Origin of the sequence: Levilactobacillus lanxiensis, assembly GCF_016861655.1 — a bacterium.
In the GTDB taxonomy this organism is placed as follows: domain Bacteria; phylum Bacillota; class Bacilli; order Lactobacillales; family Lactobacillaceae; genus Levilactobacillus; species Levilactobacillus lanxiensis.
In genome coordinates this window covers 119,071-145,882 of the sequence record NZ_BOLN01000001.1, presented here as the reverse complement: position 1 = coordinate 145,882, position 26,812 = coordinate 119,071, and the positions used below count along the sequence as shown (strand labels likewise).

General features: G+C 50.3%; 22 protein-coding genes and 1 pseudogene. 17 read left to right on the top strand and 6 right to left on the bottom strand.

Going from position 1 to position 26,812, the window contains the following annotated elements:
* Positions 1-274: 274 nt before the first annotated feature.
* Positions 275-1,804 (bottom strand): bifunctional phosphoribosylaminoimidazolecarboxamide formyltransferase/IMP cyclohydrolase, encoded by a 1,530-nt coding sequence (gene purH / locus JUF22_RS00610; protein ID WP_203642385.1) that lies wholly within the window; start codon positions 1,802-1,804, stop codon positions 275-277.
* Positions 1,805-2,294: 490 nt separating this feature from the next.
* Between purH and JUF22_RS00605 the strand changes: the two genes are divergently transcribed.
* The 12 genes from JUF22_RS00605 to JUF22_RS00550 all read left to right on the top strand — a co-directional run bounded on the left by JUF22_RS00605 (position 2,295) and on the right by JUF22_RS00550 (position 17,337).
* Positions 2,295-3,662: a GH25 family lysozyme gene (locus JUF22_RS00605; protein ID WP_203642383.1), complete on the top strand. Its 1,368-nt coding sequence runs from the start codon at positions 2,295-2,297 to the stop codon at positions 3,660-3,662.
* Positions 3,663-3,682: 20 nt separating this feature from the next.
* Positions 3,683-4,327, top strand: coding sequence for a hypothetical protein (locus JUF22_RS00600; RefSeq protein ID WP_203642380.1), 645 nt, complete (start codon positions 3,683-3,685; stop codon positions 4,325-4,327).
* Positions 4,328-5,050: 723 nt separating this feature from the next.
* Positions 5,051-6,220: an AI-2E family transporter gene (locus JUF22_RS00595; protein WP_203642378.1), complete on the top strand. Its 1,170-nt coding sequence runs from the start codon at positions 5,051-5,053 to the stop codon at positions 6,218-6,220.
* Positions 6,221-6,400: 180 nt separating this feature from the next.
* Entirely contained in the window at positions 6,401-7,855 is a 1,455-nt protein-coding gene (locus tag JUF22_RS00590) for an ABC transporter permease (RefSeq protein WP_203642376.1), read from the top strand.
* A gap of 12 nt (positions 7,856-7,867) precedes the next feature.
* Entirely contained in the window at positions 7,868-8,527 is a 660-nt protein-coding gene (locus JUF22_RS00585) for an ATP-binding cassette domain-containing protein (RefSeq protein WP_203642373.1), read from the top strand.
* A gap of 565 nt (positions 8,528-9,092) precedes the next feature.
* Entirely contained in the window at positions 9,093-10,487 is a 1,395-nt protein-coding gene (locus tag JUF22_RS00580) for an FAD-binding oxidoreductase (protein ID WP_203642808.1), read from the top strand.
* Positions 10,488-11,011: 524 nt separating this feature from the next.
* A complete protein-coding gene (locus JUF22_RS00575; RefSeq protein ID WP_203642372.1) occupies positions 11,012-12,649 on the top strand; it encodes an alpha-glucosidase in 1,638 nt (545 codons plus the stop codon).
* Positions 12,650-12,857: 208 nt separating this feature from the next.
* Positions 12,858-13,325 (top strand): MarR family winged helix-turn-helix transcriptional regulator, encoded by a 468-nt coding sequence (locus tag JUF22_RS00570; protein WP_236000672.1) that lies wholly within the window; start codon positions 12,858-12,860, stop codon positions 13,323-13,325.
* 199 nt (positions 13,326-13,524) lie between these two features.
* Positions 13,525-14,442 (top strand): magnesium transporter CorA family protein, encoded by a 918-nt coding sequence (locus tag JUF22_RS00565; protein WP_125764510.1) that lies wholly within the window; start codon positions 13,525-13,527, stop codon positions 14,440-14,442.
* Positions 14,443-14,936: 494 nt separating this feature from the next.
* A complete protein-coding gene (locus JUF22_RS00560) occupies positions 14,937-15,368 on the top strand; it encodes a MarR family winged helix-turn-helix transcriptional regulator (protein ID WP_203642371.1) in 432 nt (143 codons plus the stop codon).
* Positions 15,369-15,371: 3 nt separating this feature from the next.
* Entirely contained in the window at positions 15,372-16,760 is a 1,389-nt protein-coding gene (locus JUF22_RS00555) for an MFS transporter (protein ID WP_203642369.1), read from the top strand.
* Positions 16,761-16,914: 154 nt separating this feature from the next.
* A complete protein-coding gene (locus JUF22_RS00550) occupies positions 16,915-17,337 on the top strand; it encodes a hypothetical protein (RefSeq protein WP_125764516.1) in 423 nt (140 codons plus the stop codon).
* A gap of 211 nt (positions 17,338-17,548) precedes the next feature.
* Here the strand turns inward: JUF22_RS00550 and JUF22_RS00545 are convergent, their stop codons facing one another.
* From JUF22_RS00545 to JUF22_RS00530, 4 genes are all read right to left on the bottom strand, one after another.
* On the bottom strand, positions 17,549-17,968 hold the full coding sequence (locus JUF22_RS00545; RefSeq protein ID WP_203642367.1) for a hypothetical protein: 420 nt from the start codon (positions 17,966-17,968) through the stop codon (positions 17,549-17,551).
* 363 nt (positions 17,969-18,331) lie between these two features.
* Positions 18,332-18,580 carry a hypothetical protein gene (locus tag JUF22_RS00540; protein ID WP_125764518.1) on the bottom strand — a complete coding sequence of 83 codons (249 nt, stop codon included), beginning with the start codon at positions 18,578-18,580 and terminating at the stop codon, positions 18,332-18,334.
* 90 nt (positions 18,581-18,670) lie between these two features.
* Entirely contained in the window at positions 18,671-20,041 is a 1,371-nt protein-coding gene (locus JUF22_RS00535) for a sensor histidine kinase (RefSeq protein WP_203642365.1), read from the bottom strand.
* Positions 20,031-20,732 (bottom strand): response regulator transcription factor, encoded by a 702-nt coding sequence (locus JUF22_RS00530; protein ID WP_203642363.1) that lies wholly within the window; start codon positions 20,730-20,732, stop codon positions 20,031-20,033. The genes JUF22_RS00535 and JUF22_RS00530 overlap by 11 nt, the downstream gene beginning before the upstream one ends.
* Positions 20,733-21,196: 464 nt before the next feature.
* On the opposite strand from JUF22_RS00530, the gene JUF22_RS00525 reads away from it, so the two are divergent.
* Positions 21,197-21,496, top strand: a complete 300-nt coding sequence (locus tag JUF22_RS00525) for a hypothetical protein (RefSeq protein ID WP_203642361.1) — start codon at positions 21,197-21,199, stop codon at positions 21,494-21,496.
* 138 nt (positions 21,497-21,634) lie between these two features.
* Positions 21,635-21,909: pseudogene (locus JUF22_RS00520) on the top strand (helix-turn-helix domain-containing protein).
* 102 nt (positions 21,910-22,011) lie between these two features.
* Here JUF22_RS00520 and JUF22_RS00515 read toward each other — a convergent pair.
* Complete coding sequence (locus tag JUF22_RS00515; protein ID WP_203642359.1) at positions 22,012-22,653, bottom strand: SDR family oxidoreductase; 642 nt, start codon at positions 22,651-22,653, stop codon at positions 22,012-22,014.
* A 423-nt stretch (positions 22,654-23,076) separates the two neighbouring features.
* Between JUF22_RS00515 and JUF22_RS00510 the strand changes: the two genes are divergently transcribed.
* The 3 genes from JUF22_RS00510 (at position 23,077) to JUF22_RS00500 (ending at position 26,575) form a co-directional block, all read left to right on the top strand.
* A complete protein-coding gene (locus JUF22_RS00510; protein ID WP_203642357.1) occupies positions 23,077-24,288 on the top strand; it encodes an NAD(P)/FAD-dependent oxidoreductase in 1,212 nt (403 codons plus the stop codon).
* Between the two features lie 902 nt (positions 24,289-25,190).
* The gene (locus tag JUF22_RS00505; protein ID WP_236000671.1) at positions 25,191-25,721 is read left to right on the top strand and encodes a methylated-DNA--[protein]-cysteine S-methyltransferase; all 531 of its coding nucleotides are present in this window, start codon (positions 25,191-25,193) and stop codon (positions 25,719-25,721) included.
* 287 nt (positions 25,722-26,008) lie between these two features.
* Positions 26,009-26,575 (top strand): TetR/AcrR family transcriptional regulator, encoded by a 567-nt coding sequence (locus JUF22_RS00500; RefSeq protein ID WP_125764532.1) that lies wholly within the window; start codon positions 26,009-26,011, stop codon positions 26,573-26,575.
* Positions 26,576-26,812: the final 237 nt, after the last annotated feature.

Sequence of the window (26,812 nt, the reverse complement as noted above, 5' to 3'; positions counted from 1 at the left end):
CCGCTGAAAGGCGCGTCTTAAAGTCGCCATTTTTTGAGAAATTCACTCAAAAAATCCCACGGCTGAGCCTATTTTTCTCACCCTCACGGCTGATATGGTGGTGACCGGAAATTATTGCGGAGTCCCTTGGTATTTCTGCTTTTTTGAGTTACTGACTACCTTAACCCTTTAGTGTGAAGTTGATACATTTAATTAAAATTCAAATGTTCTGGTCACAAAAGGCCGTCGCGTAACCTTTAATTGGGTCGCGACGGCCTTTTCTTGTGGCGTCAATTTAGTGGCGGAAGTGACGGTTGCCCGTGAAGACTAGGGCGATACCGAGTTTATCTGCCATGGCAATGGAATCTTGATCACGGATACTCCCACCGGGTTCGGCAATGACCGTGATACCGTGTTGGGCGGCGTATTCGACGCAGTCTTCCATGGGGAAGAAGGCGTCGGATACCAAGACGGCTTGGTCGTAGTTCGGTTTCACTTCGGCTTTACCGACCGCAATCTTTACCGCATCGATTCGGTTCATTTGGCCGGGACCAACGCCTAAGGTTTGATCAGCCGTGTTGATCAGGATGGCGTTACTCTTGACGAACTTGATGGCCTTGAGACCAAAGGTAATGGCAGCCAATTGATCAGCGGTTGGTTGCGCGTGGCTGACAACTTGGAATTTAGCTGGGTCGTCGTAGACGTTGTCGCGTTCTTGACGAAGGAGTCCACCACGGACACTGACCAGTTCATCTTCTTCTGGATCCTTGGCTGTGCTGAAATCAACCGTTAATAAGCGCAGATTTTTCTTCTTAGCCAGCACGTCGTAGGCATCGTCGTCAAAAGCTGGGGCAATGATGATTTCCAAGAAGAGTTTGTGCATCTTGGTCGCAGTTGCTAAATCTACGGGCCGGTTTAAGACAATGATGCCCCCAAAAATAGACATTGAATCAGCTTCATAGCACTTATCCCAGGCCGTTGAGAGATCAACGGCAGAGCCAATGCCACAAGGATTCATGTGTTTTAAGGCGACAACGGTCGGGTCATCGAATTCGCGAATCAAGCCCAACGCAGCGTCGGCGTCCTTGATGTTGTTGAAGGACAGCGGCTTACCGTGTAACTGAACGGCGGCTGCGATGGAGAAAGGAATCGGTTCACAGTTTTGGTAGAAGGTCGCTGTTTGTTGTGGATTTTCCCCGTAACGCAGGGCTTGTTTGCGTTCGTAGGTCAGGGTTAAGGTATCAGGCTTGGCTTCATCCGTTAAGTAATTGGCAATTAGGGCGTCATAGTGCGCAGTGTGGTGGAATACCTTGGCTGCCAAGTGTTTACGCAAGCGAAGGTCAACGTGTTCTTCGGCAAGGGCGTGGCCAACCTGATCGTAATCGGCAGGGTCACAAACAACCAGCACATCCGCGTAGTTCTTTGCGGCGGCCCGAATCAAAGAAGGTCCACCAATGTCAATTTGTTCAACGGCTGCGGCCAGGGCGACACCAGGTTGGGCAATGGTTGCGGCAAAGGGGTAAAGGTTCACACAGACCAAGTCGATGGGCGTGATGTCATGCTCACGCAATGTTTGTTGGTGTTCGGAGTTATCCCGTTTGGCCAGAATGCCGCCGAATACCAATGGATTCAGGGTCTTAACGCGGCCGTCCAACATTTCTGGAAAATGGGTGACGTCTTCAATAGGTAGAACGGGAATCCCGGCCTGGGCCAGGACGGACTGGGTGCCACCAGTTGAGACAATTTCAAAGTCATGAGCAATCAGCGTTTGCGCAAATTCAACTAATCCAGTTTTATCAGAAACACTTAACAAAGCACGGCGCATAAGGGGCCTCCTAATAGTTTTTTTGAAGTAACCCCATCATACGTGATTTCATCTGAACAATCAACAAGAATAAATTATAAATATTCGTATATTAGGCTATATAAAATTTATAAAGGACAGTTAACAAATATAATTTCATTAATAACGGAACAATACTTGCTTTAATCAACAAAATTGTTTTTATCTCGTGGTCCGCCCGCCTGGCAGTTGAACAACGTTACACAAAATGGGAGAATTCTGCATTTTATCGGGGCAAGGAACGAACCGTTATCTGTCCGGATTATCACGACTATCGTTGATTTAGCGGCCTTCCTGTAATAAATATAATCGTAAAATCTGGTAACTGAACTGCAATCGCCCTGTTACGGAATGCACACTTTAATCGGTTATGGTGGAAAAGGACTGTGAAACGAGGAGGTGGCGCAACGCCAAAAGGGACTCACATTGTGCGAACAGAAAATCATTTTTTAGATAGGGAAGTGTCAACAATATGTCGAGCAAACATCAATGGGCCAAGCGGCTGACGCAAGCCATCGTTGCGGCGAGTGCCCTGGCCGGTATCGCAGTAGCCGGTGGCCAGACCGTTGCCCAAGCGAGCACCTTAGCCATTCCGGATATTTCTGAATGGCAAGGAAAATTAACATCGAGTCAAGTTGCCAATTTGAAGAGTCAGGTCTCCTTTGTCATCAACCGGCGGCAGTATGGGTCCTCGTACACAGACCTGTATGCCACCAATAACACCGCGCTTTACGTGAAGTACGGGATTCCGTTTGGTGAGTACGACTATGCCCGGTTCACTAGCGCGGCGAGTGCTAAGCAGGAGGCCAAGGATTTTTATAACCGGTCGAATAAAAACGCGAAATTTTATGTTTTAGACTTTGAAGAAAATGACGTGACGTCCGGAACCACGAACGCCGCCGTTAAGGCCTGGTATGAGGAAATGAGTGCGTTGACCAATAAAAAACTCGTTTTCTATTCTTACCAATCATTTGCCACAAGTTATGCCAACACTGCCCGCCAAAATTTTGACGCCCAATGGATTGCGAACTACTCCACGACGCCGACAATTTCCTACGCGTTGTGGCAGTACACGGATCATAATTATTTATCCGCGTTGGGTGAATACACCGACAACAGTAAGGCTGTGACGACCGTGCACCCAATTTCATGGTGGACCAATGGGATTGCGACGTCGCTGGCCAATACCGCCACGACCACGAATTATGCTTACAGTAGTTATAAGAAGGGTCAACACATCTACTTACATAATGGGGCGACCAAGTATGCTGACGGCACCGCCATTGCGGCCTCGGACCGGCAGAAATTCTATGCGATTTCTAAGGTGAAGAGCGTGACGACTGACAAATCTAAGCAGGAACTCTACATTGATTCACTGGGTAAATGGGTCTTGTCGCAGGATGCCACGGGCTACTGGGTCGGTCAACACGGCTCGTTTAAGCTGAACCACAAACTGAATATTTATGCTGATTCGAGTTTAAAAACCAAAACTGGCGGCTATTACGTCGCTGGTGACACGGTGGCCGGTCAAGTCGTCAAGGCGCCGAGTGGGAAGTCGTACCGTATCAAGACAAAACTGGGATACTTGTCCGCTAGCACAGAATATTCGGATCACGCTTACTATGAATCACTGGGGTCGAGCACGAGCGTGAAGACCAAGAAGAAAGTTTATGAATACACCAAATCTTCCTTTAAGAAGGCTAACCGATCGACTGCCGTTAAGAAAGGAACCACGCTGAAGGTCACTGGTATCAAGAAGCGCTCGACGGGGTCGCGGTACCTGGTCTTAAGTAATGGCAAATATGTGACGGCCCAAACGGCTTACGTCACCAAAAATTAAATGAAAGAAGTTGAATATATATGCAACGAAAGACGAAAATCATCACGACCGTCACGGCAACCCTCGCGCTGTTAGCATTGGGGTCGGGCACGGCCTTGCAAATTCATGCCGCCAATGACGTTAGTTCTGTGAGTCAAACGACGGCACCAACCACGGCGACGGCTGATGGCACCAAACTGACGGCCAATAGCGCCAGCGGAACGAAACAGAACTATCAGGTCGACTATTCTGCCAGCGATAACCAGTCTGCGACCTATAAGAAAACGACGTACGGGAGCACCAATACGGCTGCGAAACAGATCGACTACGTGGGTGGCAACACAACGGGGACGACCGTTAAACTGAACAAGCAGACGACGGCGGTGGTTCAAGGCACCATGGGCCATACCTACGTTCACTGGAACAAAGGCGATTGGTCGGTCACGGCCGTCACCAGCAATGCTGATGAGAGTGGGACGCCAACGCAATTTGCCAAGCAGGTCAACCAACAGATCACCAAATCCAGCTTGCCAACCAGCGCAGACACGGGCGCCGTGACCGTCTACAGTCAGACCGATGACGACGAGGCCAATGAGGTGACTTGGCAGGATGGCAAGCAGGTGTACGCCGTCACTGGCACTACCGCCGACGCCACCGTCAAAGTCGCCCAAAACGCGGATAACTAAGGTCACTGGTTGTGCTTTGTTTATGCCTTACCGGGCAGTGAAAATGAGCCGGAACGCGGTGGGGAGGACGCCTGGAGCCATAGAGTGGTCTCCAGATTTGCTTTGAGCCTCATAGAGCGAGTCTCAAAGTCACCATTTTCTGAGGTGAACCCTCAGAAAATTCCACGGCTGAACCCATTATCGCCGCCCTCGCAGCTGATACTGGCGTAACTAGCAACTTAGTTAGAGTTGCCTGTTGGGCGATTGGACTGTGACTAATAGTTAATTAGTTTTCCCTGTTTATATGATACTGAAGAGGTGTTTGTCACTAGTATGGATTAGTGACAAACACCTTTTGATATGGGGATACATTGGGATATAGGCTGAAGAAAAGCTGGTGAGCCGCGCTTTTTTGGAAAGCGGAGATAAATAATTTTCCTGCATCGTGAGCGATAGCCGGAAGTAGTTGAATGCCTAGCCTGTGATAGGGCTGTTTGGTCGCCGGACTTGCGGCCTTACAGCCCGGGTCGTGCGGAAGACACGTGGGCTTTGCGGGGCTTCAGTGCGCCTTCGGAGACCGCCCTTTGGCTCCGGAGGGTTGCCCCATAGGCTAGGCGTTCGACTACTGGAGGCGGCAAGCGCCTGGACTCAGGAAAATTATTTTTGCTTTCCGGTAAAAAGAGCTAGTCACCCGGGTTCGTGAGACTTAAACTAGAGCTATGCACATTTACGGGAGGGGTCGCATTGAAAAATTTGCGTCAACCAGAATCGGGATTCTCCTGGTTCTACCAACGATTTTTAAATAATCACATTACAATTCTGCTATTAAATATCTTTTTATTACTCTTGGTGCTCAATGAACTCATGCAAAACGCTTGGATTCTCACGCCGGTTTGGAAGTTTATTGGGATTACCATGCCAGCCATCGTGGTCGCGGGCATTCTGTTTTACGTGCTGGATCCGTTCGTCCACTTCATGGAACGGCGGCTTCACATGCGTACTGGCCTGGCGATTGCCGTGGCCATGCTCCTGACTGCGGGCATCATTGTGCTGATTTTCCTCAACCTGATTCCGTTTCTGACCAAGCAGACCAGCGGCATCATTGGCGCGTTACCCCAATTTGCTAACGACATGCTCCACAACATCAATCACCTGAACCAGGAGCATCACTGGGTGTCCAACAGCAATTTGGCGGACATCAACGAGCGTGTGTCGACCTACTTTTCTAAACGGGGGCTGAACCTGTTGACCGGGACACTGAGTTCGCTGGGCAACGTGGTGACGACCGTGAGCGACTGGGTCATCACGATTATCACGGCGCCACTGGTCTTGTTCTTCATGTTGAAGGATGGGTCACGCTTTCCTCATTACATCAGTCAGGTCGTGCCGACCGCTTACCGGAGCCGATTCATCACGATGCTCGATCAGATGAACGCCAAGGTGAGTTCTTACGTGCGTGGCCAACTGACGGTTGCGCTGTGCGTGATGATTATTTTCACGACCGGTTATTCCGTTATTGGGTTGCGTTATGCCCTACTGATTGGGTTACTGGCCGGGCCACTGAACCTGATTCCATATTTCGGGTCGGCCATCGCGCTGGTGCCCGCCCTGATTATCGGGGTCGTGACCAGTCCGTCCATGCTATTGGGCGTGGTCATCGTTTACCTGATCGAATGGGTCCTGGAAACGCAGGTCCTGTCGCCACTGATCATGGGTAACAGCCTCGCGATGCACCCGATTACGATTGTCTTCGTCCTGTTGGCCGGGGGCAAAATGTTTGGCCTACTGGGCGTCATCTTCGGGGTGCCAGGCTTTGCGGTCCTGAAAGTCCTGGCCACCACCACGTTCCAGTGGTATCAAGAATACTCGGCGCTCTATCCGGATGTCTTGCCACCGGACGAGCTCGAGCCTTAACGCTTTATTAACACACGTATCATGACAGAAAGCTTAACGAAACGGCGGTACCTTAAGGGGTTCCGCCGTTTTTGTGTCTCCGGGTTTTCCAAAATGCAGGCCGGTAATGCCGGAATTTAAGTTTCCACAAAGCCGACTTTGGCATACTCGAAAGCATGATAAGAAATGGAGGCGACCCTAATGAACTTTTTCAAACGGGCCTGGTTAAATGTGTGGGCGAAGAAGGGCCGGTCAGTCTTACTGATTCTGGTCTCGTCCGCCATCTTGATGTTTGTGTTAGCGGGCTTGCTGATTCGAAGCGCCGCGGTTAAGGCAACCGACCAAGCGAAAGCCGATGTTGGTGCGACCGTGACGTTGTCTGCGAACCGGCAGGCGGCGTTTAAGAAGATGCAGAGCAGTAGCAGTTCCACCAGCAAGAGCAGTCGGCCGAAGATGACGCTGACACCGGTGAAGCTGAGCGATGCGACCAAGATTTCTCAGCTCAGCAACGTCAAGAGCACCAACGTGACCAGCAGTACGACCGTCAACGCCAAATCCTACGACGTGGTTTCGACCAGCACGGGGATGGGCAGCAGTAACGGCGGCGGTCCCGGGGGCATGAAATCCAGTGCCAGCACCGGTGACACGCAGATTGACGGGGTCACGGCCACGAGTCTGACAACGGCCTTTAGCAACAGTCAAAGTAAGATCACCAAAGGTCGCGGCATCACCGCAGCCGACAAGAACACCAACAACGTGGTCATCGAAAAGGACCTGGCGAGCCAGAATGACCTGACCGTTGGCGACACGATTACCGTCAAAGAGACCGCGGGTGACAAGGCTAAGGTCAAGCTGAAGATTGTCGGGATTTATAAGGCTAGTTCGACCAGCACCAGTGCTAGCCCCATGAGTGCCGACCCGGCTAATACGATGTACACGTCGTACACGCTGGCCAACACCTTTAAGGGCAGCAAGTATGCGAATACCGCGGATTCCGTGACCTTCAATATTAGTAACCCTGCCAAGGTCAGCAGCGTGAAGAAGGCCGGCAAACAGCTGATCAACACCAGCAAGTATGCGCTGAGCACGGACGATGCCAGTTACCAAACGGTGAAGGCCTCAATGGCGAACGTGAAGAGTTTTGCCAATAAAATTGTCTGGCTGGTCGCCATTGCCGGCACGATTATCTTGGCGTTGATCGTCATCTTGATGATTCGCGAACGGCGCTTTGAAATCGGCGTTCTACTTTCCCTAGGGGAAGCACGCTGGAAAATTATGGCACAGTTCTTTACTGAGATGCTGATGGTCATTGTCGTCGCCGTGGCGATTGCAGGGGCCGGTGGTAAATTTGTCGGCGACCAACTGGGCTCACAACTCGTCTCGCAAAGCACGACCACACAGACGACCGCGACCAGTTCAACCGGACAACCCGGGGGCAGCGGTCAACCCGGTGGTACCCGTGGCGGTGCCGGGGGTCCTGGTTCAACTAACGCGACCACGAGCGCCAAGGCGGCCGATACCGACCTGGATATTAGTGTGAGTGCGGTAGACCTGGCGGAACTCGGTGGCTTTGGTTTAGCCATCACGTTCCTGTCGATCATGATTGCCTCCGGTGGCATCCTGCGACTGGAGCCGAAGAAAGTCTTAATTTCCTAAGGAGGAACGCGCATGTTGAAAACAGAAGGCCTGGGGTATTGGTACCAGGATAAAAGTGAACCGTTGTTTCAAGATATTAATCTGACGTTTGAGGTCGGCCAGTCGTACGCGATTCTAGGCCATTCCGGGACCGGGAAGACAACGTTTCTGTCATTGATTGCCGGCCTGGATAAGCCGAAAGCAGGCGATATTTTGCTGGATGACCGATTACTGAAAAAGATTGGCCTAACGACGTATCGGCGGCATGATGTGTCCATCGTGTTTCAAGCCTACAACCTGTTTACCTACATGTCCCCGTTGAACAATTTGTTAACGGCCATGGCGATTACGGAGGCGGAACATGCGGGTGATAAACATTTTGCCTTACGGACGCTAAATGACCTAGGGATCAACGAGGACCTGGCGACCCGTAACGTCCAACACCTGTCTGGGGGCCAACAACAACGCGTGGCGATTGCCCGGACGATGGCTTGCGACGCCCAGTTGGTGGTGGCCGACGAACCGACCGGGAACCTCGATGAGGACAACACCAAAGAGGTCATCGCGCAGTTTCAAAAGATTGCGCACGACCGGCAGAAATGCGTGATCATTGTGACGCATGAGCCAGACGTGGCGGCGCAATGCGACCACCAGTACCGCCTCGAAAACAAGCAATTCACCCAGCTCGCCTAAATGGGCGAACCGCGGTGCGGCACCTGCGGCGGTCTAGATAGCTCCGCCTGTGGGGGTGACCTCTGAAGCCTGAGAAGCGGTCTTCAGAGGCGGTTGAAAGCCGTGAAAGTGCCACGTCTTCCAACCGACCCGTAGCGTAAGTCGACAAAAAACGCTAACTAACGCTACCGACACAGGTCTGCGCCATCTAGCCGCCTCCGGTACCGCACCGCTGCTGATTAGACGAGCGGGGTGACTGGCATTTCCCAATAGTATTTTTCGGGAATATTTGTCAGCGTAACTGGCCAGTTTGCTTCAACAAAAGTAGAGAATTATTTTTCCATGAAAAAGGATGTCGACCGCAGCCATTTGGCTGGGGTTTGGCATCCTTTTTTGGCAGTAGATGAGTTATTTGCCGATTGTTAGGCAATTCAAGTCGTTAAACCTGTACTTTTATTAATTACGTGTTAGAATGATCACTGATAATGAACCCGTGCTGGTGGCCCTTGTGGCCATTTTTTCAGTGTTATTGACGGTTGGGGCTAGCCGGCACGCGAAACTAATTCTAGTAAAGAAGGTCTTCAGTGTGACAGTTTTTAGTGCTTATTCTGATGAAGAAATTTCGACCTACCTCCAAGACCAAGTCAAGGATGGGACGATCTACACGGATGAAAAGACGTTAAAGAAACAGTCATTCAATCCCAACGCTTCTGGCGGTGAGACCGGCTTGGCACGGGCATTCGTTGAGGCTGCCAGTGTCGAGGATATTCAAGGTGTTTTGCGGACAGCGCGGAAATTTCATATTGCCGTCGTTCCCCAAACCACCTTTAGCAGTACCGTGATTGGGTCCGATGGTATCGATGGCGCCATTATTATTTCGATGCGGAAAATGAATCAAATTTTGGAAATTAGTAAAGAAGATTCCGTGGCCGTTGTTCAACCCGGGGTCGTCAACGGGGACTTGGACCAAGCTGCCCGCAAACAAGGGTTATTCTACGCGCCAGATCCTGGTTCCAAGCCATTTTCATCCGTTGGTGGGAACGTGTCGACCAACGCTGGTGGGATGAGTACCGTCCGTTTCGGTGCGACCAAGGACAACGTCTTGGGCTTGAAGGCCGTGTTGGCTGATGGCCGCGTGGTCAAGCTTGGTGGCCGGACGCTGAAGCAGGCGTTTGGCTATGACCTGACGCAACTCTTCGTGGGTTCCGAGGGGACGTTAGGGATTATCTTTGAAATTACGGTGAAATTGATGCCGATTCCGCTAGGCAAGTCCGTCATGGGTGTGGCCTTCTTCAAGGATATGAGTGCGTTGGCAGCTGGCGTCACGGCGGTCCGCATGTCAGGCGTTTACCCAACCATGTTGGAAGCGCTGGACGGTAACACGGTCAAGGCGTTGGACCGGTTTGAAGGGACACACTACGCGGACAACAGTGGGTCCATGCTGATTTTCCGGTTGGACGGGAGCAGTGACGAAAGCGTGGGCGTTTTGAACGACCTATTGGCTAAGCATGATGCTCAAAACGTCCAGGTCACCACGGACCCCGACGAACAAAAGGCCTTGGAAAAGTTGCGGCAGGACATGTTGCCAGCCGTTTTCTCCGGAAATAACCATTTGATGGAAGACATGGCGATGCCGCTGTCTAAGTTAGCACCAATGATGGACTTCCTGCAGGATCTGGGTAAGGAACTGGGCATTAAGATTTACACGGCCGGCCATGCTGGTGACGGCAACGTGCACCCAACTTACACGTGGTCCGAAGACGAGAATGAGGTCCCAGAAGTCATCATCGAAGCCTTACGGAAGACCTTCTGGAAAACGCTGGAACTCGGTGGCACTATCTCCGGGGAACACGCCGTGGGCATGATGAAGAATCAATGGAACAACCCAGAATTAGGCGAAACAGTGGACCAATTACAACACCAAATCAAAACGCTGTTCGATCCAATGAACCTGTTGAATCCTAAGCGGAAGATTGATTAAACCTAAAAATTAAGTAGCAAACGAGCAGCTTCGCCATCAGCTATTCTGGTGGTGGAGCTGCTTTTGGATTTAGATAGGCAGGACCAACTGCATAAATATGCAGAGAAATGGTCAGCCGGAAAACAAGAAACGAAAAGATAATCAGGAGTCACGGAGAAGGTCAATTATGGTGGGCTGAACCAGTGTAAGCCGCAGGGTGGGTGAAAATGAGCTCAGCCGTGGGAGTTCCCTTGGTGGCGAAGCCACTTAGGGAACTGATATCTTTGAGACGCGTACCTTAGCGGCTCAAAGTAAGCGCGGAGACCGCTTTTTGGCTCCGGGCGTTCGCCCACAGCGACCCGGCTCATTTTCACCCGCCCGGAGGCCCGGACACTCGTTCAACCCGCAAAAATTAACGACTGAGCATAAAGTTTGCTAAATCAGCCGACAAATTAGATAATTATTGTTACAATTGGAGGCGAATACAATCCCCGGAATACAACAATTACAACCGGTTGCAGTTTAGCAACGAAAGGAAGACAGCAATGGCTGACGCACAGTGGTGGCAACACGCGGTCGGGTATGAGATTTACCCGAAGAGTTTCTTTGATACGAACCATGACGGTGTGGGCGACTTGCCCGGCATCCAAGCGAAAATCTCTTACTTACAATCCCTCGGCATCGACTTCGTTTGGTTGTCGGCCTTTTACCCCTCCAGTCAAGTGGACAGTGGGTATGACGTGATCGATTACCGCAACGTGGACCCGCAATATGGGACCCTTGACGACTTTATGCAGTTGGTTGCGGCGTTCCACGCAGCCGATATTAAAGTTGTTATCGACTTGGCGTTGAACCATACGTCCGACCAACATCCGTGGTTCCAAGCGGCACTGGCTGATGCCACCAGTCCCTACCACGATTACTATGTTTGGCGGTCAGCCACAGCGGATCAAGTGCCCAATAATTGGGAATCCATCTTTGGCGGGTCGGCGTGGACCTATGTGCCAGAGCTGGATTCAGCCTACCTACACACCTTTGCGGAAGCCCAACCGGATCTGAACTGGGAAAACCCAGCCGTTCGTCAGGCGATGGCCGAGACGATTCAGTGGTGGGCTGACCGTGGGGTGGATGGCTTCCGCCTCGATGGCGTGACCCACCTCAAGAAGCGTCAGGACTTTGCGAACGTTGCCCATCCGCGGACGGATTACTACCAGGACGTGACTGGAACGGATGCGTTTCTGGCTGATTTGAAGCCCGTGCTGCAACGCAATCAGCTCTTTGTGATTGGCGAAGCGGGGACCATTGACCAACAGACCGCTCAGCGTTGGTTGGACCCGGAACGGGGATTCTTTAACCTCCTTTTGGAATTTGACCACGTACATTTTTGGGAAAGAGCCGAACCTAAACTCCCGGTTGCCGCGTTGCGGGCCACGCTTTCGAAATGGCAACTGGGCTTGGAAAAGGTCGGTTGGAACGCCTTGTTCATTGAAAATCATGATTTGCCTCGTGCCGTTTCGTATTACGGGAACGCTAGCGATTATCGCCGACGTTCCGCGAAGGCCTTGGGGCTGTGGTACCTGTTGATGAAGGGGACGCCGTTTGTCTATCAAGGGCAGGAATTGGGGTTACCAAACGCCAATTTTACTCAGATCAGCGAGTACCGCGACCTAGATAGCCGCCTGTATTACCAACAACAGCGGGCAGCCGGTGTGCCGGAGTCGCAGGTTCTTGGCCAATTAGCCATGAAGAGTCGCGACAATGCCCGGACACCGATGCCGTGGACCCATCAGCAGTTTGGCGGTTTCTCAGACCAGCAGCCCTGGATCAACATGACACCTGGAACAGAGCAGATCAATGTGGAACGGGAAAGTCACGATCCGCACTCCGTTTTAACGTTTTACCAGCAACTCATTCGTCTGAAAAAATCCGTTCCAGCCTTGGAACGTGGGCGGTATGAGTTGATTGATACGCGGGATGACCAACTGTTTGTTTATCGCCGGACGCTAAACGGGGACAACTGGCTGGTCGTGGTGAACATGAGCAATCAGGTTGCGACCACGCAAGAATTTGATTTAAATACAAGTGAGTTAATTTTTACCAACACGGAAGTCGATGCAGACTCCGACGACCCACAGATTCAACCGTGGGAAGCCCGACTGTATCATTTACGGAAACTAGAATGAAATGGCGGGAGCCGAAAAACGAATCTTCGGTTCCTTTTTTATACCGTAAACTTTTTTAATAAATTGTGGTCGAATGCTTGCAATTCGGTAGCTTGTTCTTTATTATTAAATATATAGATATTTCTATGGGGTCAACCATTTTGCGTATTGCTAGTCGTGTTAACTATATCACGGGTTAGCAAAGTGAAGATAAGGATATGATAATACTATGAAGAGTAAGGTCGTTCATGCGGAGAGTTTCTTTGAATCTTTCATGGAGCTGAAGCGAGAACTAGAGAAAGCAGCAACCCGATTCCAACGAACCATGGGGATTTCAGTGGATCAATATGCGATTCTGCACCATATTTTAGAGAATCCAGGGAAGCTAACGTCGGCAACGGTTGCCGATAGTCGCGGCATTTCTCGGGCCGCTGTTTCTCGCGGAATTTCGCAATTGATTCGGCGCGGCTATGTCGTGCAAAGTTATCAAAGTTCAGACCGCCGGGTACGGCCACTTTCTTTAACTGCTAGTGGGGAGCAATTAGAAATTACTTGTCACGAAGCACTTAAGGTGGCAGCCGATACCATGAGTCAAGTCGATTTGGATGACAGTGGCAGCCAATTTACTGTGGGCCAATTGACCAAGATGTTGGGTGCGCTGACCGCCAAGGAAGACGTCGAAGAATCAGAAAAATAACCCCAAAATATGTTAATAGAAGGGATTAGTCGAACGCGACTAATCCCTTTTCTTATCCACTCGGCCAAATGTGTGCGAATAAAGTCGGATAACCAAAACGTTCACAACATTTGGATATTTCGGTCTCGCCAATTTTTAACAAAATTTGTTAGGGGACGTGGTACACTTAAGTTAACGACGGCAGAGAAGAGGAATTCCCATGATTGTTGAGCGAAAGATTGGGACGGGGGAGCAGAACCTCGTCTGGGTGATGGCCATGATCGAAGACGATTCTGACAAGGATTCGTTGCAGGTAACGTATGGTCTGACCGATGAAATTTTAACCTACGTGACCGACGTGAACGAACGCTCTCACTATGACCGTGACGAATACTTGAATACGCAATTATTTGTCCTGCACGTGCCGGTGGTGGTCGACCAAGTTTCCCAACGCTATATCACCCGGCCCGTGACTTTTTTATTGAAGGGTAATCAAGTTTTTTCCATCACAACGAAGCGCACGCAATGGGTAAATCAGACCCTGAGTGAGCGAATGAAGTTGGACCAAATTTCAGATACCAATGAGTTCATGTTAATTGGCCTGTTCATTTTGTTCGACCAATTCATTCCACCCATTCGTAAAATTAACGCGGAACAAAACCGACTGGACAAGCAGCTGAATCAGGCGCCGGACAACAAAGATTTAATCGCGCTGTCCAACCTGCAACAGAGTCTGGCCTATTTCGTCAGTGCCACCCGCAACAATGCCATGATGGTGGTCAACCTGAATAGCACCCCGTTTGGCAAACAGTTGTCGGACAAGAACAACGAACATCTGATGGATGCCGTTATTGAAGCCCGACAAACGTCTGAAATGACCGCGATTGAGGCGGACGTTGTCGATCGGATCTCGAATACATTTAACAATGTGCTGAACAATAACCTGAACGACACGATGAAATTCTTAACGATTTGGTCGTTGGTCTTGACCATTCCGACAATCATCACCGGATTTTATGGGATGAATGTGAAATTGCCATTCGCTAACGACGCCATTTCTTGGATCTTTACGGTGCTGATGATGGTCGGCATCATGGGCGTGGTGGCGCTCATGCTCCGCCACCGGCATTTCTGGTAAAATTGGTCGATGCGTGGACTGGTGAAAAGTGCCCGGTCCTTCCGTTCCCGGCGGCGAGCTCAAGGTGCCCTGCTGTGGGGTCGGTTCCAGCCTGTAGGGCGGGCTTCCACCTCAACTTTGAGCCTGAGGAGCGGTCTCAAAGGTTGCCCCGTGGGCTAGGCTGAGAAAGAACCTCAGCCAAGGCCACCGACACAGCTGGTCACCTTGGCTCGCCTCTGGTCACTAACACAATCGGTTTATTTTCTCCAGTCCTACGGTTGACGCAGGTTTACCTTATTTGTGAGCGGAAACTTGATATTAGTTAGTCGATTGTCAGTTGAGTGGCTGACATTATCGTATAAATATACAGTAACTGAGGCTTGGGAGTCTGTTCCGAGCCTTTTTATGTGGAGTTACTTACTGAAGAAAATCGTGTTCCAGCCAAATTTACCCTTGCAGTTTTGGAAATAACACGTTAAAATTGTTAGCTGACTAACAAAAAGGAGCGATTAACTGTGACTGAACGACGATTAGGGGCTTGGTTGCGTGATGCTGAGCACCAAATGAACCTAGAAATGAACGACTTTGCGCGGTCCTATGGCGTAACGGGGATGCAACTATCTGTGATTGATTTCTTAAGCCGGGAACAGACATCCGATGTGTTCCAAGTTGATCTGGAACGTGAATTTCATGTGCAACGTTCCACGGCGTCCTTATTAGTGAAACGCATGGTGGAACGGGATTTGGTGACGCGCGTCGTGGCGGCCAGTGACAGTCGCAAGCGGCAACTACAATTGACCGCGAAGGGCCAGCGCCTGGTGCCGATTGTCCATGAACACTTGGAACAACAAGATGCCAAGATGGTGGCTGATTTGACGCCCACCGAAGCGGCTGCGTTCCGGCGCGCATTAGCGAATGTGAGTCACTGGCAAACAACGAAGGAGTAGATTATGAGTAAAGAAAAAATTGACCCACGGGTCGTTGGTGCGGTCCTGGCGACCGGCCTGATGTCTTTGAGTGGGGTTATCGTTGAAACAGCGATGAACATTACGTTCCCCACGTTGATGAAACAGTTTAACGTGACCACTGGAACGGTGCAGTGGATGACCACCCTGTACCTCTTAATCGTGGCCTGCATCGTACCAATTTCATCGTATTTGAAACGCCGCTTCAAGTTGAAACAGTTATTTATTGTGGCCAACCTGCTCTTTATTACGGGGCTCGTCATCGATGCCTGTGCGGGTAGTTTTACCTGGTTGTTGCTGGGCCGGGCCATTCAAGGCTTTGGAACGGGTATTGCCTTACCGTTGATGTTTAACATCATCTTGGAACAGGTACCACTCAGTCGTATCGGCATGATGACCGGGGTGGGAACACTGGTCACAGCAATCGGACCAGCGATTGGCCCCACGTATGGCGGTATCCTTGTCACTAGTCTAAACTGGCGGTATATTTTCTGGATTCTTTTGCCGTTCCTGATTGTCTCATTCTTCGTGGGAATCAAGACTATCAAGCAAGTGTCCACCACGCAGTCGGAAGGCTTTGATTTTCTGAGTATGTTGGGCGTTATCGTGACATTTGGCGGATTGATCTTTGGGTTTAGTTCGCTGAGTGACCAGCCGTTCTTGAGCTGGTCCGTTGGCGGTGCCATTCTGTTAGGAATTTTAGGATTGGTCTACTTTGTCCAACGGACGCGCCACAGTGCGCACCCGTTGATCCATCTTCAGGCAGTGACTAATCCGGCGTTTGCTTGGCATTTACTGGCGTTTTTCCTGGTTCAGATTACGGCGCTAGGACTCTCCTTCGTCCTGCCAAATTATCTCCAGTTGGTCGACCAACAATCCGCCTTTGTGGCTGGGTTAGTGGTCTTGCCAGGGGCCGTGATTGGGGCGGCGTTTTCGCCAATTGGGGGAAATATTCTGGACCGGTTTGGAGCTAAGCGGCCAATCCTACTGGGCTTGGGATTAGTCGTCATCATGTTAGTGGTGATGACTGGAACAGCTCGCGGATTATCTGCTTGGGCCATTCTGGGCCTCTACGTGGGCTACATGGTCGGCATCGGATCGGCCTTTGGGAACATTATGACGGATGGGTTGAAACAGTTGCCGGCTGAACTGAAGGCAGACGGCAACGCCTTAATGAATGCGATGCAACAATTTGCTGGGGCGATGGGAACAGCGATTGTTTCGGCCTTGATTGCGGCCAGTCAGGCTGGGAACGTTGGTAGCACGGCGGTTAAAACGGCTGCCGGATCACAGCTGGCATTGCTGATTCTGGTGATTGCTGGAACAGGGGCATTTCTCAGTATGGTGGTTGCATTTAAAAAGAATAGAATCTAGTGCCTTTACGAAAAATTAACGGTCGCTAGAGACTCACGTTGGTAGCGCTACTTTCCTAACTATGGGAGGTGGCGTTATGTTTATTTAAGCTACCAGGTGCTACAATTCACTTCCAATAAAGCCCAAGCTGGCTACGGAAAGTGAGGCGATTGGCATGAAATTTGATTGGCGATATGCATTTCATTCCTTCTGGTTTCTGATGACCCTAATGGTGTTCCTGAGCTTAACGACAGCGGTTGATAACTTCCACGGCGTTCGGATTGCATTAGGCGTTATTTTAGGATTCTTGATTGTGGATGCGCTCTTAACGTGGCAGTATCCTTACTTTAATCGGTTAGGGCGCCAAGGCGTGACGGCGTTGATTAATTTAGGATTATTCGCAATTATTGCGGCGTTCACGCTAGCCTTTAAGCAAGAATGGTCGGCAAACATCTGGGGGTTCATCAGTTTCTGGCTCGCGGGTTTCGGTGGCATCATCGATGGGTATTTAGCTCAGCCAACCAAGATTTTAGCGGATCAAACGCGGGGCGACCTGCGCAAGAAAGCAGAAATTTTGAAGAACTCTTCCCGATTGTAGAAAAAATGAATTGAATTGATTAGAAGGCGGCTGGGAGGCCGTCTTTTTGTAAGCACCAAATAACTGACCGTCTATGATTGGCGGTAAATTCACTGTAAACATACTAAAATTAGCTCTGTAAAGCCAATTCAGGAGGCTTTGCAGAGCTAATTTTTTGAGCTTGTATATCGATACGGTCGGCTGTTAGATGCTTACTTTCAACCGTCAATTCTTAGTATTTTAGAGAAGAGAAGTGCTTTACTTTACTTTTGAAAAAGACTGAGTCCCGGCTACTGTCTGCGACCAGACACTTTTTGTACTTCCCTTTAACCTTTGCTTTTCCCAGCTGGTAAAAAGATGAGGCAGAAGTGCTTTTACGCTGTTTAAAGTTGTAAGCCATCTTTCCGCCAACCTTAAATTTTTGGACTTCCAATTTTTTGATTTTTTGGCCAGCGTAGGTGAAAGTGTGCTTGGTGATCTTTATCTTTGTGAATTTTTTGGAGTAAGTATCATAGCTATACCAAGTCCCACGCATTTTTGCGGGAGTAGTATGACCGATAGAGGCGTTTGCTGGTGTAGCTCCAGTCAGTGCCGAGGCTCCTGCGACTGAAAGTAGCGCGACTGCCATCATGGAAAATATTTTTTTATTCATGAAATTCTCTCCTTAAGGTTTTCTTAAGATAAAGTATAATCTTTTTTCTACCCCTGCTCAACACGAAAAGAGGCCGAATGTCATTAGGTAGACAAGTAAATAATCAAAGTTTTAGGCGGCTGTGAGGCCGTCTTTTGTGTTCCAAATGGCATGGGTGAAATTTTCTGGAACACAGAAAAGCCTCAACTGCCGAAATGGCAACTGAGGCTGAGTTAGCATTTTAGTTTTAAACTGGCACAGAGTTGGCAACGGTGGTTAACACCGTGTAAGCCGCAAGGTTGGTGAAAATAGACTCAGCCGTCCGCCCACCGCGTTCCGGTCTATTTTCACCAGCCTGGAGGCACGGGGCAAAACCACCGTTGTTTACTCGGCGGCGTAAGTCCAGTCGTACGACAGCAGCTGGTGGAACCGCTCGCCAACTGGCACCCAAAGCTTGGCCTTGGCGATGTTAGTAATGGATTCCCAGAACAGCGGGTCCTGACGCTCCTGGTCGCTTAAGTTAATGTTGACATAACTTCCAGCTTCCGTTTTAGCAATCACGAATGGGTAGAACACCTTCGTAATCTGCGCGGGCGTAATGGTTTTAATTTGCGGGTTGTCATCAATCAGCATATGAACGCTTCCTTTCACTTGTTGAAATCAGTATACCAAGCAAAGGTTACGGCAACCACCAAGTTTGATTAAGGATTGTCTGAGAATTTCTTAGTTTTTCTTTGGGGGTGCTGGCTGAAGGGTGACGGTGAAACGAGCACCGTGGGGGTTATTATCCGTCACGGCAATGTGGCCCTCGTTGAGTTGCACTAGCCGGGAAACGATGGACAGGCCGAGGCCGCTCCCTTCAATTTTAGTGGAACGGGAGGCATCGACGCGGTAAAACCGTTCAAAGATGTGTTCGCGGTCCGCCGCTGGAATGCCGGCACCATGGTCGGCCACGGTCAGTGTGACGGCGTCCTTGGTTTGGGCGATGGTCACGTTGATGGGTTGATCTTCAGGTGAATATTTATGCGCGTTATCCAGGAGTGCCGTCAAAATTTGGTGCAGCATGTCCGTATCGGCAAGCGCCATGACGGAGGTGTCGGGACTGTCAAAGGTCACGGGCTGACTGACCAACGGTTGGTAATGGTTAACCACGGCCTGAGCCAGTTCACGCAAGTTTAGCGGTTGCAGGCTGACGTCGGCGCGGTCGGCACGGGACAGGTGGAGTAAGTTTTCAATTAAGTGTTGCATCCGCAGAGATTCCTGGTCGATAAAGCCGAGGGATTCGGGGATGACCTCGGGATGCTGTTCGCCGCGGCGTTCGATTAATTTCAGATTGCCGCGAATCGTGGCGATGGGGGTCCGTAATTCATGGGAGGCGTCGGAAATAAATTGCCGTTCGCGTTCCAGGCGGCCGTTCTGGGCGGCCAGCAACTGGTTAAAGTCGCGCGCTAATTGCGCAACTTCCACGGGTTCCTCGGGTTGTGGCAGTTCGGCCTGGGTATTTTCTGGGTTTGCCGCGGCTTGTTGGGCCGCATTTGCTAGGGCCAGCGTCGGGGCGCTTAGGCTCTTAGCCAGTCGCCGGACGTAAAGCAACCCAATCAGGAGACTCAGGCCGATGGCGATGATCAGAACGGCAATCAGAACGTGTAAATTTCCAACCAGGACGTGCATGCCAATATAAAGATAGTAAGTTCGCGTGCCGGTTCGTAGCGTTTCCGAGAAGTACAGCCCGCTTTTTTTAATGTAGACCAAGTGTGTGAACGGGACAGAGACTGTGCTGGCACTAGCAAGCTGACTGGTGTGTGGCAAGAGTGAGGTGGTCGTGCCATCCGACTGTTTAATCAGGACAAACGTGTTGTGAGAGTTCAAACCACTCCCTTGATTGACCGCGAGCCAGTCCTTAAAATTACTGACCTGTGTGGTTTGCAGACTGGTGCTGAGTTTTTCCGCCTGATCCTGGGCCCGAAAGAGTTGGTCGACCGTTAGCGTGATACTGACGGTGAGCACGATAATGAGGCCAATGGTCAGCAGCAGGCTGGTGACCGAGTGACGAATGATATCCGTGTAGGTTCGTGGGGCGCGTTTAGTGCTCATCGGCGTCATCTTCCTTCAAGCTGTAGCCGACGCCCCGAATCGTGTGGAACAAATGGGGGGCACCGGCGACGTCAATTTTGTTTCGAAGGTAGCCGATGTACACGTCGACCACGTTCTGTTGGCCGAGAAAGTCCACGCCCCAGACGTTGTCGAGCAGTTCGTCACGGGTGAAGACTTGGCCGGGATGTTGCAGGAGAAAGAGGAGTAAATCGTATTCGCGTTGGGTCAGCTGAATGGTCTCACCGGCCCGGTCGACTTGGCGGGTCTTGGTGACCAGCGTCAGGTCGCCCAGTGTATAGGTTTGATCCAGGCCACTTTGATGGGCCGTGCGGCGTTGGATGACCCGGATGCGGGCGAGGAGTTCTTCAATTTCAAAGGGTTTCGTGATGTAGTCGTCGGCCCCGTTGTCCAGGCCAGTGACCTTGTCGCCCAGGTAATCGCGGGCGGTCATCATAATGACGGGGAGTTCATCGTGCTTGCGAATTCGCCGCAGGACTTCCATGCCGTCCATCTTGGGTAGCATCCAGTCTAACAGGACCAGCAACAAGTGATCCTTTTCCTGTTGGTAGGTCTCCCAGGCGGCTTCGCCATCGGCGGCGGTCAGGACGTTAAAATCTTCAAAGGTGAGTTCCTTAGCCACGTAACTGGCCAGACCCTCTTCGTCTTCAACGAGTAGAATGGTATTTTTCATTTGTAGTGGGCTCCTTTACTATCGCAGTGAGTTACGATTAGTGTAGCATGTAAACGCATTTATTGCTCGTGCTTATCTGCGCCTTACCGGGTGGCAAAAATAGGTCGGAACGCGGTGGGCGGACGGCTGAAGCCAAAAGGCGGTCTTCAGCCTTACTTTGAGCCTCGAAAGGCGAGTCTCAAAGATACCAATGGACTAACCGGCACGAATCATCGGTAAGTCCATTCCCACTGCTGAGCCTATTTTCGCCACCCTCACGGCTTACAGGGATTTAACCAACAACCGGACTTGCTAGTTTTTTTAGCAGGTCTGTTGGTGCTTAAATAGATGACCAATTGAAAATAACCGGAACCTAAGAAATTCACAGATTAACCTTAGCGTGCCTTCAAGATTTAGCGGGTAAACGCATGGTATAACTAATACATGCTTAATAACGAACGAAAATCAATGGAGGAGTGGTTGTAATGACTAAAGTAAAAGCAATGATGACGAAAGTAATGTTGGGGGCAATGACGGTGGCAACGCTGTTGGGAACGTCTGCTGGGGCTTCCGCGGCGACGACGGCAACTGCTACGGCGACCGCTCCTCGCATTGAACGGACGACGATTCAATTTAACTCCCGGCCCAATACGACAGTCCAAGTCGTTAAAATTAAGTTGCACAAGCCGACGACAACCAAGCAAATTTCAAATCAGGTTCAGACGGCCGTGGATGCTAGTGCGCTCAATCTGGACCGACAACACACGGATAGTCAGCTGAAGTAAGCATACCGGCAGCAGCTTAAAGTTAGCCAAAAAGATCAGCAGCGGCGGGACCGTTGCTGATTTTTTGGTTGAAAACGGGTAGAATCGGACACAAGAAGTGGTTCCTGTTTAGAAACTTGAATGAAGGGGATATCGGCTATGAAAACCGTTAAGTTTCAAGACCTATTGCAGGCACAAATGGCAGATTCTGAATTCAAGATTGGGTTTGAACAAAGCTGTGTGAAACTAGAGGTTGCCGTTGCCCTGATGCAAGCACGCGAAAAGGCGGGGCTAACTCAGCGAGGGCGGCAGAAAAGGCTTCGGTTCCACAATCTACAATTGCCCGAATTGAGCGAGGAGATAACACAAGTGTCGAAATGTTAAATAAACTGGCACTTGCGCTAAACAAACAATTAACGATTTCAATTGATTAGGTGAATTGGTGACGTTCAAAAAAGTAGTAGATAGTCCTTGGTGTACCCAAGGGTTATCTACTACTTTTTGAAAAAATCTAATTTAATGGTGGGATAAAAATCTTACTTAATCGCGTCAGCAACAGCCACATCACCGTTAACGATGGCAATAATCTGCTTGGATTGGGGATGCTTAACGACGGCCACAACGGCTGCCGCCACGTCGCTGCGCGTAATCTTAGAAGAATCGGCGTTAGCGGGATCCACGGAAATCTTGCCCGTTGAGTCGTCGTTCGTTAGAATGCCGGGACGGACAATCGTGTAATCCAGGTTGGTGCGGTTTTGGAGCCACTGGTCAGCGTAGTATTTAGCCACGTAGTAGGGACGAATCCCAGACTTTTCCCAGAAGCTACGGTCGTCGGTACCCAGGGCACTAACGATGATAAACCGCTTGATGCCGGCCTTTTCCGTAGCAATCATCGACTTGATGGCCCCATCTAAATCAATATTCAGGGTCATGTCGTCCCCGGTACTGCCGCCGGAACCAGCGGAGAAGACGACGGTGTCGACCCCGTTCATGGCCGGCACCATGGCATCTGCCGTCCCCATCAGGTCAAACATGCGGGCTTGGCCGCCCAGTTTGGTGATAGTTTCAGCCTGTTCCGCGTTCCGAATGGCCCCATAGACGGTTTCACCGGTTGCAGCGAGCTGTTGGACAATGTGCTGGCCGACCTGGCCGTGAGCACCAATAATTAAGGTTGTCATGAAAATTCCTCCTATACGCAGGTTAATTTACTAACTTCCACTGTAACGGTTTTGGGGGCTAATTTCAGCTATTGTGACTCAGAATCGCGTTGGCAAAGGGTGACATCCTTGGCAGAAATGGGAAAAATAACCCAAATGTTTTGACGATTTTTACGGGATAATTACCCGTGAAGACTGGTCTCACAACGATTCAATTGTGCACGGTTGATTTGTGAAATAGATTACGATAGTTCCGAGCTGGTTTTTCACCTGATAAGCCGTATAATAGAGACAAATATCCCTGACGAGTTAGGTCACCTGCTGGTTCCAAATGGGGGGAGCAGTGAGTGTTAACTAAAATGTAACCGTTTTAGTTGACGTGAACATTGTTAACTGACTGTACTTAGGGAGAACTTATTTAAATAGAAAAGGGGTCGTTTAATTATGGCAACGATTTTAGTTCTAGGTGGCGGGTACGCCGGTATGCGGGCCATCAAGTTCTTACAACGTGAGGTTCCCAGTGAAGACAAGATTGTTTTAGTGGATAAGACGGGGACTCATACCGAGAAAACCAATTTACATGAGGTTGCGGCCGGAACCATTGCGCCTGACCGGATTACTTACGAGATCAACGATGTGATTGGCAGCCGGGTCGAATTCATTCGCGACACGGTCACCAACGTCGATATCGACCAGAAGCAGGTCACGTTGACGGAGCACGAACCTTTGACCTACGATTACCTGGTCTTAGCGTTAGGCTTCCAGTCCGAAACGTTCGGGTTAAAGGGCGCTGCGGAAAATGCCTTACCTATGGATGACCTGGAAACGTCCGAAGCCGTTTACCAACACATTGAAGCCAAAGCCAAGCATTATGCCGAGACGCAGGACCCGAACGACTTGTCAATTGCCGTTTGTGGGGCCGGGTTTACCGGGATCGAATTGCTGGGTGAACTGAGCCAGTCGTTGCCAAAACTTCAGACGCGCTACAACACGCCAGCCTTTAAGGTGACCTGTCTAGAAATGGGCAAGAGCATCTTGCCAATGTTTGACAAGTCCCTGGCCGACTACGCGCTGGCCTTCATGGACAAGCACAATATTGAAATGAAACTGGGCGCCGCCATTACCGAAATCAAGCCGGGAGCAGTGGTTTACCAGGATAAAAATACGGACGACGAAACGCCCCACGAAGTCGCTGCCAACACGATTGTTTGGACCGTGGGGGTCAGTGGCTCTCAAGTCATTGCCGACTCTGGCTTTGACCAACGGCGGAACCGGGTCGTGGTAAAGGATGATTTGACCTTGGACGGCCATCCCGAAGTTTACATCATTGGGGATGTCTCCGCGGTCATGGATCCAGAAAGCAACCGGCCATACCCAACGACGGCCCAAATTGCCTTGGCTTGTGGCTCGCACGCGGCCAAGAACATTGGCTTGGCGCTGCGGGGCCATGAGACGCGGCCATTCGTTTACAAGTCCAGCGGGACCGTTGCGTCATTGAGCGACCGCGATGGTATCGGTGAAATCTTCAGCAGCAACAAGAAGATTCACGGCTACATCGCCTCGGCCATGAAGAAGATCATTACCGACCGTTCCTTGATGGAAAGTGCCCACCTGAGTACCACCTTAGCCAAGGGCCGGTTCGACCTCTACCACTAAACGGTTACATGGTCGTTGTTTGCCGCCTTACCGGGCAGTGAAAATAGGCCGTGACGCTGTGGGCGGACGCCGGAAGCTATAGAGCGGTTTTCCAGCTTACTTTGAGCCGAAAAGTGTGTCTCAAAGATACCAGTTGTCTAAGCGGTAAACCGCTAAGACAACTCCCACGGCTGAGCCTATTCTCACTGCCCTCACGGCTGATGTGGATAGAATCAGTAACGATTTGTGGGCTAATTAAAGAGCTTATCAGAGGTGTAGGCATTGTCTGGCAATCAGATGATACCTACACTTTTTGTGTTACGCTGGATGTTTATATGAGTTGGCTAGCCAGAACGGAGAGCTAAGGTCTCGGCCAGCACTTATGTCAGCCGATAGGGCAACGTCAATGGCGTCAGCCGCGGGAATTCCCTAAGTGGCACGGTTCGGGTGCCACTTAGGGAATTGGTATCTTTGAAACGCGGGTCTTAGCGGTTCAAAGTAAGTCTGAAGACCGCTCTTTGGCTTCAGACGGCCGCCCACCGCGTTCCGCCCGGCAAGGCACAAGAGTGATACAAGTGGACAGAGGGCGCTTTTGTCTAAATCTCTGATGGCATGGACGGCTAATTTTAGCCGGAGGAGGCCAGGACGGAGCCAGCTGTGTCGGCGGTGTTGGTCGGGGTTCTTTCCCGGCCTACAGCGCGGGGCGAACTTTGAGACGCGGGTTTTGTGGCTCAAAGTCGAGGTGGAAGCCCGCTTCTTAGGCTGGAACCGACCCCACAGCAGGCGGAGCTCCTGGCAGCCGCAGGCGACAATTTACGTCAATCTATCGGAGAAATGTGACAAATTGGTAACAGATTGGCCTAGACGAGTGGGCAAGTTAGCCGACGCGCTTTTTTAATGGTAAAATTAAAACAAAAAGGGGAATGACAATGCTACAAAAACGCTTGGAGACGCCCTTGGGACCGGTTACGGTGATGTCGGATGGCCTGTCCTTAACCGGGTTATGGTTTACGGACCAAAAGTATTATGGGAGTACATTACCTAAACTGACTTTAGTTGCGGAACGCCCTATCTTTGCGAAAGTTGAGACGTGGCTGACGGCTTATTTTGCTGGGAAACAGCCACCCGTTAATTTCCCGGTTCGGCCGCAGGGAACTCCCTTCCGTCAAGCCGTCTGGCAACAATTACAACGGATTCCCTATGGTCAGGTACGCACGTACGGTGAACTAGCTGCCGAAGTGGGCGAACAGTTGGGCCATTTCGTTGGCGCCCAAGCGATTGGTGGCGCGGTGGGGCACAATCCGATTAGTCTGGTTGTCCCGTGTCATCGGGTCGTCGCAGGTGATGGTGATTTGACCGGTTACGCTGGTGGCTTGCCACGGAAACAGACCTTGCTTCGGCTAGAAGGGTCGTTAAAATCAAACGAAATTAAGGTGAATTTCGAAGAAAACTGACCATTTTTCCCGAAATCTACGGAATTATTACCTATTGCGCGCAAATCTATCGCACAATAGGCCCCTAGTTATGCTATAATCAATCGTGTTCAAATACTGAAGAGTACGATTATTAATAGACATAATCGGTTGATAAAATTACGCGAAAGGGGTTTCTTCTCACCGAAGAACGCGTATAATTTTAATCAGCTTAGGACGTTAGTTAAAGTTGCTGACTGCCGGGGGGATAAATCAGCGACGATTAATACTTAAACTTAAATGGTGTGTAAATGATTGGAGGTATCACGATGGCTGCATCGGAAACTAAGGAGCGCATTGCGGAGGCCTTGGCTTCGTTGTTGAACCACAACACGTTCGATAAGATTACGGTCCGTGAAATTGCGGACGAGGCGGAAGTTCACCGGAAGACGTTTTACTATTATTTCGCAGACAAGTACGAGTTATTAGCGTTTGTCTACGAGCACTTCATTGTGGAAGCGCCACGTCGCGAACAACCAATGACGTTGACCTTAGAGAACTGGCGACCAGCAGTAATTCAATTACTGGAACGGATCGCAGACCATTCAAAGATTTTCCTGAACGCTTATCCGTACGACGATGGTGTTTGGCGGCAATCCACGAATGAATTTGTGGCGTCACGACTGTCAATTTTGCTCCACGCAATGCCTGAGTACCGTTACTTAAAAGAAGATGTCATTGACACTTCAGCGGAATTTATCGCTGCCGGGGCGTTAGGCATCATTAACAAATGGGCCAATGATAACTTCACGGCAAGTCCGCGAACGGTTTTGGACCAAATTACGACGGCTAACCGGCTGTTCAACGGGATTTTGGATCGTTGGAAGTTGAGTTAACGCCTATATAAGCGTCACCGCGGGTCACTGTCAGCCAGTGACTCTTTTTTTGCGAAAAATTTACCGACTAATTGTCAAATCAAACGATTGGTTGCGGGCCAAAATAGATAAAAACTTACTAGACCAATTACGAAAAATGCAACCGGTTGAAAGCGGTTTAGCTTGCCCGTTTCACTAATAATTTGCTTAAAACGTCACAAACAAAGCACTGGTATTGCGCTATTTTAAAAGGTATAG